General features: G+C 58.2%; 13 protein-coding genes and 4 pseudogenes. 4 read left to right on the forward strand and 13 right to left on the reverse strand.

Annotated elements, in window-relative coordinates; translation table 11 throughout:
* Positions 1-48: 48 nt before the first annotated feature.
* Together clpX and B4968_RS08880 are read right to left on the reverse strand one after the other, a co-directional pair.
* Positions 49-1,318, reverse strand: a pseudogene (gene clpX, locus B4968_RS08875) (ATP-dependent Clp protease ATP-binding subunit ClpX).
* Between the two features lie 143 nt (positions 1,319-1,461).
* Positions 1,462-2,094 carry an ATP-dependent Clp protease proteolytic subunit gene (locus tag B4968_RS08880; RefSeq protein WP_083098296.1) on the reverse strand — a complete coding sequence of 211 codons (633 nt, stop codon included), beginning with the start codon at positions 2,092-2,094 and terminating at the stop codon, positions 1,462-1,464.
* A 359-nt stretch (positions 2,095-2,453) separates the two neighbouring features.
* Between B4968_RS08880 and B4968_RS08885 the strand changes: the two genes are divergently transcribed.
* On the forward strand, positions 2,454-3,461 hold the full coding sequence (locus tag B4968_RS08885; RefSeq protein WP_083098432.1) for a GlxA family transcriptional regulator: 1,008 nt from the start codon (positions 2,454-2,456) through the stop codon (positions 3,459-3,461).
* A gap of 145 nt (positions 3,462-3,606) precedes the next feature.
* Here the strand turns inward: B4968_RS08885 and B4968_RS24285 are convergent, their stop codons facing one another.
* From B4968_RS24285 to B4968_RS08935, 11 genes and pseudogenes are all read right to left on the reverse strand, one after another.
* Positions 3,607-4,161, reverse strand: coding sequence for a hypothetical protein (locus tag B4968_RS24285; RefSeq protein WP_241525649.1), 555 nt, complete (start codon positions 4,159-4,161; stop codon positions 3,607-3,609).
* On the reverse strand, positions 4,154-5,245 hold the full coding sequence (locus B4968_RS08890) for a class I SAM-dependent methyltransferase (RefSeq protein WP_241525650.1): 1,092 nt from the start codon (positions 5,243-5,245) through the stop codon (positions 4,154-4,156). Before B4968_RS08890 ends, B4968_RS24285 begins: the two co-directional genes overlap by 8 nt.
* 369 nt (positions 5,246-5,614) lie before the next feature.
* Complete coding sequence (locus B4968_RS08895) at positions 5,615-6,676, reverse strand: c-type cytochrome (protein ID WP_083098297.1); 1,062 nt, start codon at positions 6,674-6,676, stop codon at positions 5,615-5,617.
* On the reverse strand, positions 6,660-7,940 hold the full coding sequence (gene soxC, locus B4968_RS08900) for a sulfite dehydrogenase (protein ID WP_083098299.1): 1,281 nt from the start codon (positions 7,938-7,940) through the stop codon (positions 6,660-6,662). The genes B4968_RS08895 and soxC overlap by 17 nt, the downstream gene beginning before the upstream one ends.
* Before the next feature lie 119 nt (positions 7,941-8,059).
* Positions 8,060-9,770: pseudogene (gene soxB, locus B4968_RS08905) on the reverse strand (thiosulfohydrolase SoxB).
* Between the two features lie 114 nt (positions 9,771-9,884).
* The gene (gene soxA, locus B4968_RS08910) at positions 9,885-10,736 is read right to left on the reverse strand and encodes a sulfur oxidation c-type cytochrome SoxA (RefSeq protein ID WP_083098300.1); all 852 of its coding nucleotides are present in this window, start codon (positions 10,734-10,736) and stop codon (positions 9,885-9,887) included.
* A 75-nt stretch (positions 10,737-10,811) separates the two neighbouring features.
* Positions 10,812-11,141 (reverse strand): thiosulfate oxidation carrier complex protein SoxZ, encoded by a 330-nt coding sequence (soxZ, locus tag B4968_RS08915; RefSeq protein WP_083098302.1) that lies wholly within the window; start codon positions 11,139-11,141, stop codon positions 10,812-10,814.
* 98 nt (positions 11,142-11,239) lie between these two features.
* Positions 11,240-11,656: a thiosulfate oxidation carrier protein SoxY gene (gene soxY, locus B4968_RS08920; protein ID WP_083098303.1), complete on the reverse strand. Its 417-nt coding sequence runs from the start codon at positions 11,654-11,656 to the stop codon at positions 11,240-11,242.
* Between the two features lie 50 nt (positions 11,657-11,706).
* A complete protein-coding gene (gene soxX, locus B4968_RS08925) occupies positions 11,707-12,183 on the reverse strand; it encodes a sulfur oxidation c-type cytochrome SoxX (RefSeq protein WP_083098305.1) in 477 nt (158 codons plus the stop codon).
* A gap of 124 nt (positions 12,184-12,307) precedes the next feature.
* Complete coding sequence (locus tag B4968_RS08930; protein ID WP_083098306.1) at positions 12,308-12,886, reverse strand: thioredoxin family protein; 579 nt, start codon at positions 12,884-12,886, stop codon at positions 12,308-12,310.
* Between the two features lie 42 nt (positions 12,887-12,928).
* Positions 12,929-13,666 (reverse strand): annotated as a pseudogene (locus tag B4968_RS08935) (cytochrome c biogenesis CcdA family protein).
* A 95-nt stretch (positions 13,667-13,761) separates the two neighbouring features.
* On the opposite strand from B4968_RS08935, the pseudogene B4968_RS08940 reads away from it, so the two are divergent.
* The 3 genes and pseudogenes from B4968_RS08940 (at position 13,762) to B4968_RS08950 (ending at position 16,002) form a co-directional block, all read left to right on the forward strand.
* Positions 13,762-14,216: pseudogene (locus B4968_RS08940) on the forward strand (thioredoxin fold domain-containing protein).
* A 62-nt stretch (positions 14,217-14,278) separates the two neighbouring features.
* Complete coding sequence (locus tag B4968_RS08945) at positions 14,279-14,620, forward strand: ArsR/SmtB family transcription factor (RefSeq protein WP_083098308.1); 342 nt, start codon at positions 14,279-14,281, stop codon at positions 14,618-14,620.
* A gap of 323 nt (positions 14,621-14,943) precedes the next feature.
* A complete protein-coding gene (locus B4968_RS08950; RefSeq protein ID WP_083098309.1) occupies positions 14,944-16,002 on the forward strand; it encodes a YeeE/YedE family protein in 1,059 nt (352 codons plus the stop codon).
* Positions 16,003-16,149: the final 147 nt, after the last annotated feature.

Below are 16,149 nucleotides of genomic sequence, written 5' to 3' on the forward strand. Positions count from 1 at the left end.
GCAGGAAAAACCTGCGCCGTTTTTGTATCATTTAGCATTTGCAGAGATTTAGCTCGCCGAAGCGGGCTCCTTTTCCGCATCCGAATGGATCATCAGCGGCTGCGCATCCGAAGTGACAGCCTCTTCGTTGACCACAACCTTGGTGACGCTCTCCATTCCCGGCAGCTCGAACATGGTTTCCAGCAAAAGATCCTCAAGGATCGAGCGCAGACCACGGGCGCCGGGTTTTACGCTCGATCGCTCGCTTGGCAATAGCGCTCAGGGCTTCCTCTGTGAAATCCAGCTCGGTGTCTTCCAGCTCAAACAGGCGCTGGTACTGTTTCACCAGCGCATTCTTTGGCTTGGTCAGGATGGTGACAAGCGCGTCCTCGTCCAGATCTTCCAGCGTTGCCAGAACCGGCAGACGGCCGACAAATTCCGGGATCAGACCAAATTTCAGCAGATCCTCGGGCTCAAGATCCTGAAAGACCTCGCCAACACCGCGGTCATCATTGTTGCGCACATCGGCGCCAAAACCCATTGCTGAGCCCTTGCCACGCGCGGCGATGATGCGGTCAAGACCGGCAAAAGCGCCGCCGCAGATAAACAGGATATTGGTGGTATCCACCTGCAGGAATTCCTGCTGCGGATGCTTGCGGCCACCCTGCGGAGGCACGCTTGCGACAGTGCCTTCCATCAGTTTCAGCAGCGCCTGCTGCACACCCTCACCCGACACATCGCGGGTGATCGAGGGGTTTTCCGATTTGCGGGTGATCTTGTCGACTTCGTCAATGTAGACAATGCCGCGCTGCGCCCGCTCAACGTTGTATTCCGAGGATTGCAGCAGCTTGAGGATAATGTTTTCAACATCCTCGCCGACATACCCGGCCTCGGTGAGGGTGGTGGCGTCCGCCATGGTAAAGGGCACATCCAGGATGCGCGCCAGCGTCTGCGCAAGCAGCGTCTTACCACAGCCGGTGGGGCCAATCAGCAGGATGTTGGATTTTGCCAGCTCGATATCATTGCCAGCCTTCTGCGCATGGTTCAGGCGTTTGTAGTGGTTATGAACCGCCACAGAGAGCACCTTTTTCGCCATGGCCTGACCAATAACATAGTCATCCAGAACCTGGCAGATGTCTTTCGGGCTGGGCACGCCATCTGTCGCTTTCAGGCCAGAGGCCTTGGTCTCCTCACGGATGATATCCATGCAGAGTTCGACGCATTCGTCGCAGATGAACACAGTGGGGCCCGCAATCAGTTTGCGCACCTCATGCTGGCTTTTGCCACAAAAGCTGCAGTAAAGCGTGTTCTTGCTGTCGCCACTCGAATTCGTCGCCATGGTCTACCTTTCAGTCCGCTCGGACAGCCGGCTTCTCCGGGCTATCCGCCTATTTCCAGCTTATGACAGCCCATCCGCCGCCACAACGCCAAAATATGTGCCCCGTAAAATGCGGGACACATGTTACTCTCGTTTAGCGCGCCTCAGCTCTCTTCTTCATCGCCCTTGGCGCGGTTTTCCACGATCTCGTCGATCAGGCCAAAGGCTTTGGCCTCTTCAGGATCCATAAAGTTGTCACGCTCCAGCGCGGCTTCAACCTTGTCCAGCTCCTGACCGGTGTGTTTGACGTAGATCTCGTTCAGGCGACGCTTCAGTTTCAGGGTCTCTTCGGCGTGGATCATAATGTCGGTGGCCTGGCCCTGGAAGCCGCCGGAGGGCTGGTGCACCATGACACGCGAGTTGGGCAGCGAGAAACGCATGCCTTTTTCGCCAGCGGTCAACAGCAATGAGCCCATCGAGGCCGCCTGACCAATCACCAGGGTCGAGACCTTGGGTTTGATATACTGCATGGTGTCGTAGATCGACAGACCCGAGGTCACAACACCGCCGGGAGAGTTGATGTACATCGAGATTTCTTTTGAGGGATTCTCGGCCTCAAGGTGCAACAGCTGCGCCACGATCAGCGAGGACATGCCATCATGCACAGGACCGTTCAGGAAGATGATCCGCTCTTTCAGCAGCCGGGAAAAGATATCATAGGCCCGCTCACCCCGGCTGGTCTGTTCGACCACCATGGGCACGAGGGTATTCATGTAAGTTTCTCTGGGATCAATCATGCGAACCTGCCTGCGTTGTGTTATGTCCGGTACCATACCCGACAGAGTATTACCCGAGTCTTAGTATCGCCCCCTTAGGCCTGCAAGAGGTGGCGGTTGTTTTTACCGATCTCCTGCCAATCCGGCGCTGCTTGGTGGCGACCTGTGGCACTGGCGTCGCAAATCATCACAACGCGGTCGTAAATTCAGGGCTAGATGCGCCAAATGCGCAGTAGGAAAAGGCAGTAGAAAAAGACGGACGCGGCCTGCTGTTTTTATGTCGCAAAGCCCAGCATTGCCGTTTGAGCCGCAACACCCGCGCCAAAACCAGTCCTTATCATGCCCAGCAGAGCTTGCCCGCTGTGGACCAGGAGCCCGCCATGACAGAAGATAATTTTGTTCAAAAAGGTGCATCCGCCACCCTGGAAGTTCCATTTGAGGGCACCGCACAGGATTTTTACTTTCTCTTGCTGCCCAAGGCGACGATGCTGGCGGTGGCCGCCGCGATTGAGCCCCTGCGCATCGCAAATCAGGTCACAAATACAAAGCTTTATCGCTGGTTCATCCTGACCGAGGATGGCAAACCGATACGCTGCTCGAACGGCATGATGGTGACCCCGGACATGCCGCTGCAGCCAATGCCCTCTGATGCGATCGGGTTTGTCTGCGCCGGGGTTGAGCCACAAGCCACGGCCGGTGACGCAACCCTGAACTGGCTGCGCCGTGAGAGCCGGTTTGGCCGTTCGGTTGGCGGCATTTGCACCGGCGCCTTTGCGCTGGCTCAGGCAGGGCTGATCCGCGATCAGGCCTTTACCCTGCACTGGGAAAACCAGCCGGGGTTTCAGGAAAGCTATCCCGACCTGCACCCGACCGCCAATAGTTTTGAAATCAGCGGGCCGTTGATGACCTGCGGCGGCGGCAATGCGGCGACCGACCTGATGCTCAACCTGATCGAAGCCCGTCATGGCAAACAGCTCGCCATCATTATCGCAGACATGTGCCTGCACGTGCGCTCAGGCGGTCAGGCCGCGCCGCAAAAATCGAACTACGCCGTCGCAATCGGCAGTCGCAACCAGCGCCTGCTCAATGCCCTGCAACTGATGCAATCCGCCATAGAAGAGCCGCTCTCGATTGGCGCGCTCTGTGAGCAGCTCGACATCTCGCGGCGACAGTTGGAACGGCTGTTCTCGCGCTACCTGAACCAAAGCCCGATGCATGTATACTTTGACATGCGTCTCGCCCACGCCTTTGCCCTGATGAATGAAACCTCCATGAGCGTGACCGAAATAGCACTGGCCTCGGGGTTCAACAGCTCGACCCATTTTTCACGACAGTTTAAACGCAAATTCGGCGCATCACCGCATTTTTTCCGCAAAGGCTGGAACTAGTCCTCTCTGCTCGTGCGCCCTAAAACAAAGGGATAGCCCAGTTTACAAAGGAAAAAAGGGCCGCAGACGACCGCTGCGACCCTTGTATTTTGTCTCTTTGAAAAACGGACCCACTAGCAGCCTTCAGAGGCTCAACTGGTGCGCATCACGCAACGGCGTTGCAGGGTAGCGAGGCGGCCTCCGCATTGGCAAAATCCGTCAGCTCCTGTTTTGCGTCAGGCTCAGCTTCAGGATCTGGGGTCAGCACCAGGCCAAGGCTTTTACAAACCGGCAGTCGGCGAACGGCAAAGGCCTTGGCCCGGGCCTGCAGTACCGCCAGATTTTCCGCGTCATGTTCAAGCACGCGTCCTTCGTGTTGCAGCCGATGCCCCTGGGCCGACAGAATGCTCCAGACCAACGCGGCCCAGTCCATCGGATCCTGTTTTCCCTCACTCAGGGCTAGCAAGAACAGTTGCTCAAAGCGATCCAGCGCCACAGCGCTGCCGGTGACGGGCGACGCCAGAAAGCCGAGGGTATCGCTGTCTTCTGCCCGTTTGCAAATCGCCTGATTAAAGACCTGGCACCGCTCGCGGCGCGCCTCCAGCCCCTCAAGCGGCAAACAGGGCGCCAGAATGCCCGAACCCACAAGGATCGTCAGCAGGCGGGAAATCTCGCGCCAGGTCATGCGGCCAAAAACTCCCTGATCCAACAGGTTACGCACCCGTTGCAGGCCCTGAACTGAGAGCTTCCAGAATTGGCCCGTATTCTGCATGGTCCAACGCGATTTCACCCAGACGCCAGTTCTGCTTTACCTGGCCGCCATTATAGCGCGTCATCAGGTTAAGCGGGGTCTGGAACCAGGCGCCGATAGCGCCGCGCTCTGTAAGTTTTTGCGCGCCTTTAACAAAAAGATCGGTACGGAATTGCTCGTTGATCAGAACATCACGCAGGCTTTCGCGCTGCACGGGATCACTCTGGGCGTCCAGCACCGCAATCTGCTGCGGCGTCAGCGAAAGGTCATCCAGGTGTTCCATGATATTGGAAGACCCCAGAAAGCTCACCTTGGCCTGTGACAGGTCTGCGGCCATATCGGCAAAATGAAAGGGGGTCCAATCCGCGTTGAACAGCTCATGCGCAAGGTAGTTGCGCGACATTGAGGCGGCACTCTCCAGCCGGGCGCTGGCAGAGGGGTTATCGCGAAAAAACTTGGCCCCTGCCTGTTCCAGCTGTCTGGCAAAATCCAGAGCCTCATCAATTCTATTCTCCAGAGGTCCTGTGCCCTGGGCGGCCCGGTCAACCAGAATACGCCGCAGCGGCATCGCTGTGGCCCAGGCCGAAAGCGAGTTGAAACTCACATAGAGCATCCCGCCCGCCTTCAGGCGCCGACCGATAAAATCAATGATAAGCTGCTGATTTTCGCGAGATACCCAGCTCATAACCCCATGCAGCGCAATGACGTCGAATTGCTCCGGCAGGGCAGTTTCCTGATCAAAATCAGCAAATGAGCGCTCATAGAAGTGAACATTATCCAACTGCGCCTCTTCGGCCAGCTCAATGGCACCTGCGATATGGGCCGGGTTAAAGTCCATCGCGTGAAAATCGATATGCGGATTGGACGCTGCCAGAACGTTTGCTGTGAAACCCTGGCCACAGCCCAATTCGCAATAGCTGAGGCTCTTTTTGTTCAATCCATGTCTCTGCCCCCGAGAGACGGCTGCCATAGCCATCATCGTCGGTGCCAACTCGTTGAAAAAGTCATGAGTATAGTCAAGGTCGGCTACATAGCCGGAGGTCCAATCGCCCATAAACTACCCTTTGGTATAAATTGAAGACAAGGTTCCAGGCCAAATTGTCTAAAATTGATGATGAAGAGGTTAATCGGGCCGAAAATTCAGACGAAATTGTCCATTTTTTTCGCCATCCCCATTGGCAAGATCCCGAGAGTCAGGCCTTCACGGCCTCGCCTTGCACAGCGCACAAACGCGCCGTGATTTGGAATGGAAGCTGTTTCAGATGCAGGGGGGGGGCTCAGGGGGCAGCGGCCAGCGCTCAAACAAGCACATGGTTTTTCGACCCAAATGAGATCAGCCTGAGACCAAGCGCTGGCAATCCAGTCGCAGAAAACCCCTGTAAGGCCCGGATCGCTCCAGGTCTTACAGGGTCACCTCTATCGGTTATTCAAACGATTTGAGGTAGGTGACAACGGCCTCAATATCGGCCTCTTTGCGCAGGCCAGCAAAGGACATTTTGGTGCCCTTCATGTATTTGCGTGGCTTGGTCAGGAAGGCCGCAAGCTCTTCTTCGGTCCAGACCAAGCCGGTCTCGCCTGCAGCCCGCATGCCCTTGGAGTACTTGAACCCACCGGCCTGACCAACGGCGGCTCCGACAATCCCGTTCAGCAGCGGGCCGGTGCTGTGTTTGGCCCCCTCGCCGACCTTGTGACAGGCCTTGCACTTTTTAAAGACATTGGCGCCCTTGGCCAAAAGCTCCGGGTCCAACGCCACCTCCTCGACAGCCGCCTCTGCAACCGGTTCTGCAACGGGTTCTACAACAGCCACCTCTTCTGCTGCCGCCTGGGCGACAACCGGAACGGCGGCGGCGCTCTCTTCTTGCGGTGTTACGTCGAGAACCCGCGCCCGCATAGTGATCTCAACGCTCTCTTTACAGTCCTGCATGCAGGGCTCTGACGTCCAAAAGTGCTTTTCGCTCTGCAGCCGGTCATCGACAATAAACCCATCCGCATTCGGCAGCGTGACCTCGGAGAATGTCTCATTCGAGAGCACAAAATCGTCGTCCACCAGATCGTTGGAATAGAGGATATAGGCGACGATGGCATAGACCTCGTCAGGCTCGAGCGTCTGTGCCGCACCAAAGGGCATCGAACGGTTCACATAGTCCCAGGTGGTGGACAGATAGGGCCAGTACGATCCAACCGTCTTGAGCGGGTCATCATGGTCCAGGGTGCCGTGGCCGCCTGCAAGTTTGGGCCAGTTGTCGACCCCTTCGGCAAAATCGCCATGGCAGGCAGCGCATTTCTCGGCAAAGACCTCTTCGCCGACCAATACATCGCCCGATCCTGCAGGCAACCCAGTACCATCCGGAGAGACGTCGCTATCCCAGGCCGCAATTTCTTCCGGCAGGGCCGTACCGCCAAGACCACAGGTACCTGCATAGGCAGGCAGGCTAAGCGCCAGCGAGACAGCTGCTCCGGCGATAACTTTAGGAAACTTCGACATTTTCTGCCTCCCCATCAGCCTTGACCCACCAGGTCTGGATGGCATTGTTGTGATAGATGGAATTGAGACCGCGCACCTCGCGCAGCTCGCTTTTGCTCGGCTGCACATAGCCAGAACTGTCGCGTGCCCGGCTTTGCAACAGCATCTCTGAGCCGTCCCAGTTGATGTCGAGGTAAAAACGCGTCAGCGCCTTGTCGACACCCGGAGCGCCCAGACGCGCCTCAGACCAGCTTTTGCCACCATCAATCGACACATCAACGCCGGTTCTGGATCCCCGTCCTGACCAGGCGAGACCAGTGATGACCAGCGGCCCAGAGCCATGGGTGATCGGTGCCTGCGGGCTGGGGCTGGTGACGACGGATTTGGCATCCATCTCCCAGGTCCATTTGCGCGCCACGCCGTTTTCCAGCGTATCGGTGTATTTCGAGGTCTCTTCGCGGCTCTCGACCGGGCCATCCATGACCTCGATGCGGCGCAGCCACTTGATCCACATGTTGCCTTCCCAGCCGGGGACAACCAGACGCACCGGATAGCCGTGCTCTTTGCGCAGGGCTTCGCCATTGGCCTTAAAGGCCACCAGCACATCGTCCAGCGCTTTTTCCAGCGGAATGGAGCGTCCGTTTGACGAGGCATCAGCGCCTTCGACATAGACCCATTTGTCTTTGAAATCGCCTGCAGCGGCAAGGCCAGCTTCTTCGAGGAGGGTTCGCAGCGAGACGCCGGAATATTCCATATTGTGGATCATGCCGTGGGTGAACTGCGCGCCATTGAGCTGGGCGCCTGCCCATTCCATGCCCGAGTTGGCGGCACATTCGCAGAAATACACCCGGTTTTCCCGTGGGAAACGCTCAAGATCGGCATAGGAGAACACCAGCGGTGTGTCCACCAGCCCGTTGATCATCAGGCGGTAGTCCTGCTTGGTCAGCTCAATCGCGCCAGAGTGATGCCGCTCAAAGGCACAGCCCTGCGGCGTGATGGTGCCATCCAGCGCGTGAATAGGTGTGAAGTTGATCGAGCTGATGGTATCCGCCGTCAGCCATTCCACATTGCGCCGCACCACATCCTGTTCAAACTGGATCGGCAGCCCATAAGGGGTTGCATCAACGCCGTCGCCCAAACCACTGGCCCAGTCCTGCACCTCGGTGATCAAAGGGTCCGGCCCTGCGGCCTGTGCCGCACTCGCGGCTGCGGCTGTGGCTCCAGCAGCGGCACCGGCCAGAAACTGGCGGCGCGAGGGCGCAAATGTCTTTGCTTTATCGCTCATCTTCTCTTGCCTCCTTACATAGACCAATTCAATTAGATGAATTCGTCAGAGCAAAACATTTTGGTCTCTGGGTTTTATCTCTGGGTTTGGCGCCCGAACCTCCCGGCTCAGGCGCCAAATCAGAGGCGGGGCCAGGCCCCGACCACATTGACCGATGTATTTGGGGTGACAGAAACTGTCCCCTGTTTGCGGATATGGTCTTCGACCACATCCCAGATCATTGGGCCTTCGGTGCCTTCATTGACGCTGGCCCAGCCAGAGACCACGTAGGATTTGCTGGCATCGATTTTCTCACCGGTTTTCAGCAGGGTCATCTCGCTGATACGCGCGCCTTGCGGTTTGGTGATGTCGATCCGGTAGCCCATGCCACCGATGCGCACCATGTCACCGCCCTGCTGGTAATAGGGGTCCGGATTAAAGATGTTATCGGCCACGTCCTCAAGGATCACCTTGATGAATTCACCCGTCATTTCAGAGCGGTAGGCGGCGCCATAGCTCATCGAGGTGACGTTCCAGATGTCTTCGCGGGTGATGTCGTCGCCGGGGTTCAGCGATGGCCCCCACCGCACACCGGGCGACATGGCGATGTCGGCGTCGCGCTCGCTGAGCAGGGCGTCACAGATCAGATCATCCCAGGTGCCGTTGAAATTGCCGCGCCGATAGAGCAGCGAATCCAGCTGGCAGATCACCTCTGCCAGCTGGTCCGCATAGGGCGCGCGCTGCTCGTCGATGATCTTTGGTGATGACAGGATCCGGCGCGATCACATCCGCAAAGATCGGGATCAGCTTGTGGCGAATGCCCATCATCTGACCGTCGCGCACATCGAGATCAACCCGGCTGACAAATTTCCCGTTGGAGCCCGAGGCAATGATATGGGTTTTGCCAACCAGAACCGGCTCGGGCAGCGCATCATGGGTGTGACCCGACAGGATCACATCAATGCCAGTGACCACGCTGGCCATCTTTTTGTCGACGTCAAAGCCGTTATGCGACAGCAAAACCACCACATCGGCGCCCGCAGCGCGGACCTCGTCAACCATGTCCTGCATGTGCTCATCGCGAATACCAAATGAATACTCCGGGAACATCCAGCCGGGGTTGGCAATGGGCATATAGGGGAAGGCCTGGCCGATAACGGCGACCTTTGCGCCACCGCGGTCAAAGAATTTATAGGGCTTGAACAGCTCGGCAGGCTCGTCCCACTCACTGTCAAAGATGTTCTGACCCAGGGCGGCAAAGGGTAGACCTTCGACGATTTCATTCACCCGGTCCGAGCCCAGAGTGAACTCCCAGTGGAAGGTCATCGCATCGGGTTTCAGCGCATTCATCACATTGACCATGTCCTGACCGGCCGTGTGATGACAGGTGTAGGATCCATGCCAGGTGTCGCCGCCGTCCAGCAGCAAGGCGTCCGGGCGCGCGGCGCGAATGGCATTGAGCACGGTCGAGACCCGGTCCAGACCGCCAACCCGGCCATAGCCCTGCGCCAGCGACGAGAAATCATCATGTGTCAGCGCATAGGCCGAGGGGCTGCCGTCAGCAATGCCATAGGCGCGGCGAAAATCAGCGCCAGTGATATGCGGCACATGGCCCTTGTTGCCGCCAACGCCCAGATTGACCGAGGGCTCGCGAAAGTAGATCGGTTTCAGCTGCGCATGAATATCAGTGATATGGATCAGGCTGATATTGCCATAGGTGTCAAACTCCAGCAGCTGGTCCTGCGTCAGGCTCTGCTGCGCGGCCAATCGGCCCCAGTTGCCAAATCCAGAAGCCCCGACCAGGGCCGAGGCGTCCATCGATACCTGCAAAAAGTCACGGCGCGAGATCATGTCTATCTGTCTTCCTGTTGGTCATGAGCAGCAAATATGATTCATATTCGCATCTATGAATTTGTTAAGTGCGAAACACCCCGCGCCGGTTTGGACGCGGGGTGCAAATTGTATTTAGTTACGGACAGACGGTCCTTCAACCGACAGGCCGTTGCCGCGCGAGGCGACATAGAGCTCAAGTGCCGTGAACTCTGTCGAGCCTGGCTTGTAGGTCTCGGCGCGGGTGTCGCGCACGCAGCCCTTGAAACGCGCCTGAACGTTGTTGAGCTTGGCGTTTTTCAGACGGTAGGTGGGGAAGCCATTGATATGACCCTGGCTCAGATGGTCCGCACGGATCATCTTACCATAGCTTTCCTCATGGCAATTTGCACAGGACAGCTCCAGCTGACCGGTGCGGGAATAGTACATCTCTTTGCCCTGTTCCCACATCTCGCGCACGGGGCCATCAATGGCAACATTGACCGGCATGCCACGCGATTGCACCGAAATCAGTGCCTCCATCGCAGTCATGCTGCCGCCAGTGTATTTCCACTTTTTTGCGCCCATCTGGTTTTCGCGGCAGTCGTTGACCTGCATCGCCAGAGTACGGAGTTCGCCGGCCTCTTCGTTCCACTTGGGATAGACGGCCCGCACCCCTGCCATGCTCTCTTCCACGTCGTCGTGGCAGGACTGGCAGGATTTGCCTTCAGAGCCTTCGGCGGTATTCCAGGCATCGGCGGCTTTGTCGACGAACACCATTGCAGGGTTCTCAAAGTCGTCCATCTGCAGGGCTTGCGTTTCATCCGAGCGGAAATTCCAGCCAGACATGACCTCATCCAGCACATCCGACACATGCGCCGGCGCTGCGGTTTTGGTCACAAGCGTGTCTTCTTCGTTGATCACCAACGTGTCATCATCCGCATCCGCAAAAGCAGATAACGGCAGACTAAGCACGACGGCAATGGCGGTAAGCGCCTTATAGTTCATTCCTTGTCCTCCCTTGGGTATCCACCCGGGCCACATCTGTGGCCAGGGTGCCGTGCCTTTGAGATCCGGAAGGGATCAGGCGATCGCGACCGATTTTGTGGCGTCATAGACCGAACCGTCATCATCATACCAGGTGAAAGCAAAGTCACCGGCTTCGGGCACCAGGGCCTCGAACTGAAAATAAGGGTTGGTCGAGACTGCGGGCTCGATGGTGATATCAGTGACCAGCTGGCCGTTGAATTCACAAGTAAAGCGGTTGATGATCGAGCGCGGAATGAGGTTGCCCTCTTTATCCTTGCGCTGGCCGCTTTCCATCTGGTGGCTGATCAGGGTCTTGATCGTCACTGCTTCACCAGCTTTGGCTTTCTTCGGGACTTTGACGCGGGGTTTTACACCGGATGCCATGTCGTAAACTCCTTCGTATTCGGGCCATTTTCGTATTCGGGCCATGTTTCAGGCCGTCTTCTTTCAGGCCGTATTCGGGTATCTGCCAGGCGAACGACTTAGCCGCCGCAGCCCCCAATGGTCACTTTCACAGCGGCACTTGCCTTGGCAAAGCTGCCATCGGCCAGCTTGGCAATAGCGACCACGTCCTGGGTGCCGGCAAGCCGGATCCGGGTTGCGGCAGACTGGCTGGCAGCCAGCGGGCCAAAGTTGAAGGTGGCAACACCGGGGGTTGGGTTGCCGGTGGCCAGCACCATGATCGCCGTGGCGCCGGGGGCGTTCACTTCGATTGGCACGGTATTGCCGTTTTCAGCAATCTCTGGTGCAGTCAGCTCAATGCCGGTGTCTGCCATATCAGCGCCACCAGTGAATGCAGCAATGCGATCCTCTGTGCTGGCGTGCAGGCGCAACGGCAGCACTGTCATTGCAGCGGCTCCCAGGGCCAGGCCCAGGGTCTCACGACGTGAGAACTCCATCATATGTCTCCTTTGACGTTCCGCAAAGCGGCAAGGCTTAGGCCCTGGCTTCACTCTTCCTTTAGCGTCGCAATGAATGCGATCACATCTTCGATTTCCTGTGCCGTCAGGATCGGCGTCAGCGCCTCAGTGGGGGCCTTGCCTGTATAGGCTGCACCCGGACGCACAAAACCGTCGACCTTGTAGAATGCGGGCATCATCGTGCCCTCAAAGGTCATTTTGGCATTGGTCATCAACCCGCGCAGTTCTGCTTCGGTCCAGCGATCCCCCGCCCCGTCCAGCGACGGGCCGATTTCGCCGTGGAACGGCACATCTGCCAAAGCAGTAAGCTGGTGACAGGCGACGCAGTTGCCCAGCGATTTGGTGCCGGCGATAACAGCGCCGCTTGCCGCGTCTCCCGCCACTCCGGTCAAGGAGGCCGCAACCGCGCCATCCTCGTCAAATTGCACATCCTTTGGCGCGACCTCTGCCGCCAGAGTTGCACTCCCGATCAGGCTCGCGGCCAGTGTCAGAGATAGTCTCTTCATGGTTCCTCCCGTTGGCTGCCACCCGCGTTTGTTCGGGCTTAGCTATGTATACCGTAGGGCACCCAGGCCGGCCAACGCAACAACAAATTCAATAGTGTGAATTATTATGTCTGTTCATCGGCGATCAATCTGCGGACCCATTGTTGCGCTCAGAGATGCGCCGCGCGTGATAGCGCTGAAAATCTTCCCCATTGTCAAGAAGATACCTCTTTTCGCTCACCCAGGTGAACATGTCCAGAGTGGTGCCCGGTCCAAAAGCGCCGGGCATGATCGCAACGGCCGCCTGTGTGGCGGTTTGCCCCTCGCTGACCGTTTCGGGCAGAAACAGAATCGTTGGAGTAAACAGCACACCCCATTTGCGCGCCATGTCCTTTTCCGCCAGCACATCGCCATCAAAATCGGTGACCTCGACATCGCCATAGAGGTTCATCTGCACCACAAAGTAGTTATCAGAAATGTAGCCCGAGACCTCGGGACGCGGAAAAACTTCCTGGTGCATCTTTGTGCAATAGATGCAGCCGCGCTGTTCAAAGAACAGCACCAGACGCTTGCCCTCGGCATTGGCCTCGTCGAGGTCTTCGCGCAGATCCTTGAAGGTTTCGCGCATCCACGGCGTCTTGTGCAGCCCGTCGTCGCCCAATTCAGCCGCAGCAACGTCAGTGGCGATCAACGGCAGCGCCAGCGCCATAGCGGCAAGTTTCATACTCCAGTGCTTCATCTCATCCCCTCCAAAATCAATACAAAATCATCCCATTGTGGCAAAGCCGGGCATCCAGCGGATCATCAGATCAGCGATCCAGCGCACACCGCCTGTCACAATCAGCACGGCAAATACGATAAGCATCACCCCCATGATCTTTTCCACCCAGTGAAACGCGGCGCGATGACGGCCGACCCAGGCCAGGAATGGCTTGGCAAAAAACGCCGCCACCACAAAGGGTGCGGTCATGGCCGCGCCGTAGACCAGCAGCAATGCACCACCGCGCCAGATGTCTCCCAGGCCGGACGCGACCATCAGGATGGAGGCCAACGCCGGCCCCACACAGGGCGTCCAGCCAAAACCAAAAGCCAGCCCCATCAGATAGGCCCCCGCAAGACTGGAGGGATCTGCCGAACTTTCGACCCGTGCCTCACGGTACAGCAACGGGATGCGCAACACACCGAGAAAATGCAGACCAAACAGCAGTAAAAGCGCTGCCGCACCATAGCTCAGCACCTTCCATATAGCGGCCAAACAGCTGCCCCAGCGCCGTGGCCCCCATGCCCATCAGCATAAAGACCGAGGTCACTCCGGCTGCGAAACACAAGGCCGCCAGCACCATGCGCCGCTGGGCTCCGGGCGCGATTTCACCGTCACTGCGCAGCTCTGCCATCGACAACCCGCAAGATAGGACAGGTAAAACGGCACCATCGGCAGAATACAGGGAGTGAAAAAACTCAGCAGGCCAGCAAAGGCCGCTCCCAGATATGAGATTTCCAACATCACGGTCTTATGATCCTCCAGCCCGGGCGCCCAGGGGCACGAGGCTTGTTTTATTCACATATTCAAATTATGTAGTATCAAGCCGCAATTCGCGGATGCCGTCAACGGTTGAGGTCATGATTATTCAACGTTCCTGTCTTGCACTGCGCCACATTCTGGCAACGGCGGCCCTGTGCATCTCGGCCGCCCTCCCTGCCCAGGCAGGCGAGCCTGAGGCCGCGCGCAGCACCACGAACGCCCTGGTCATGGTCGAGCAGGCAGGCTGTGAATGGTGCAAGCGCTGGAACGAGGAGATCGGCCCTATCTATCCAAAAACCAGCGAAGGTGCTTTTGCGCCGCTGCGCCGGGTGGATCTGCGGGCAATCCCCGATGACTTGCAGGTAACACGCCGGGTAAACTTACCCCAACCTTCTTGATCGTGAAAGACGGTCGTGAGATGGCACGTCTCGAAGGCTACCCCGGCGAAGATTTTTTCTGGCCACTGTTGGCGCAGCTTTTGAGCAAGAATCTGGGCTTTGTTCCTGATACCACAGGGATTCCGGACAGCTAGCCTGCACTGAAAATGTTTGGGGCGGCGGCGCAAGAAGGCGCCACCCCAGAGGAGACAAGACTATGGCACTACCAAAATTCTCGGCCGACATGGCACCGAAAGAGCTGGACGACATGGTGGACAACGCCACCAAGGCCTCGAATTTCCTCAAGGCGATCAGCCACGAGGGCCGGTTGATGATCCTGTGCCATCTGGTCACCGGCGAAAAATCCGTGACCGAGCTAGAAGACCTGCTGGCAGCACGGCAAGCGGCCGTCTCGCAACAGTTATCACGGCTGCGCCTCGAAGGCCTGGTGGTGCCACGGCGCGATGGCAAGGCCATCTACTATCGCCTTGCGGATGACCGCCCGCGCCGGATCCTCGAAGTGGTGTATGATCTGTTTTGCGCCGAAGGCAAAACCTGACCCGCCGCTCCAGGCTGTAAACATGGCGACAACTCTGCGACAACATGGCGACAACTGCGGAGGTCACAGGCCAGGGCCCAGCGCGCTTGCAGGCGGCAGCCTGCGTTTGATGTCACCTGCTGCTGCAACAGCCTCTCTGGTCCAGGCAGCGCACCGGCGCCGGGCCTTCCAGCTCCCATTATTTGCACCTGTTCTCACCTAAGCCGCTTGCAGCTTTGCCAAGGATATGGCTGACTTTGCACAGGCTCCCGACTTTTCACAGGCCCCCGATTTTCACAGGCCCCCATCTTTGCACATGCCCCCCTGCACCGGAGACCACGCCCATGTGTGATCTGTTCGGCGATCACCAGCTGGTAGCCGCCGTTGGCCTGTTGGGCGGCATTCTTTTGGGGCTTGCAGCCAGGCTGGGCCGGTTTTGCACCCTCGGTGCCATCGAAGATCTGCTCTATGGCGGCTCGTCAGAGCGCATGCGTATGTGGCTGCTTGCGATTGGCACTGCGGTTATCGGCAGCTTTTCTCTCATCGGCCTTGGGCTCCTTGATGAAACCCAGTCCTTTTATCTCTCGGTGCGCTGGATGCCGCTGGCCTCCATCACCGGAGGATTGATGTTTGGCTATGGCATGGCGCTGAGCGGCAACTGTGGCTACGGCGCGATCGCCCGGCTTGGCGGTGGCGATCTGCGCAGCTTTGTCATTGTGCTGGTGATGGGGGTTTCCACCTATGTGGTGCTCTCTGGCCCACTGGCGCCGTTGCGCAACATGTTGTTTCAACAACAGGACGTCACCAGCGAGTTGCGGCCGGGGCGGGCGCATCATCTGGCTCAGCTCACCACCCTGCCCCTTGCCGCGATTGGCATTGCGGCGGGCTGCCTCATCGTTGCAGCCGCCCTCTGGGGGTCTGAGCTGCGCCGGGACCGAGAGAGCCTGTTTTGGTCCGTTGTTGTTGGTATTGCCGTGGTTTCGGGCTGGGCGGGCACCGCCTATATCAATCGCCCTGGCTTTGAGGCGCTGCCTCTGGCCTCGCATTCCTTCTCGGCCCCTTTGGGCGAGACCATCCTGTGGACCATGACCGGCAGCCTGCGGCCTCTGTCCTTTGCGGTGGGCTCGATCACCGGCGTCTGGCCCGGCGCCTTTATCGGCTCTTTGATGAAGGGGCATTTCCGCTGGGAGGCCTGCGACGATCCGCGCGAGCTGCGCCGCCAGATCATTGGCGCCGCCATAATGGGAGCCGGTGCGGTCATTGCCATGGGCTGTACCGTGGGCCAGGGGCTCAGCGCCTTCTCGTTGCTGTCGATCTCGGCTCCGGTCACCTTTCTGGCAATTTTTGCCGGAGCGGCGCTTGGCCTGCGCCAACTCATCGTCGGCTTCCGCCTCGCGCCCTAGCCAAGCTGCGCATGAAGGCATGCGGGCAGGTTAAAGGCAGGCAGGTTAAAGGCAGGTCAAACGATAGGACAGGACACCTCCTCAGATCGCATCAGGAACGCACGCGCCCCCCAAAAAACCTGCACCTCGCGCAGCACACACAACAAT

It is taken from the genome of Pseudophaeobacter leonis (assembly GCF_002087335.1).
Classification (GTDB): Bacteria; Pseudomonadota; Alphaproteobacteria; order Rhodobacterales; family Rhodobacteraceae; genus Pseudophaeobacter; species Pseudophaeobacter leonis.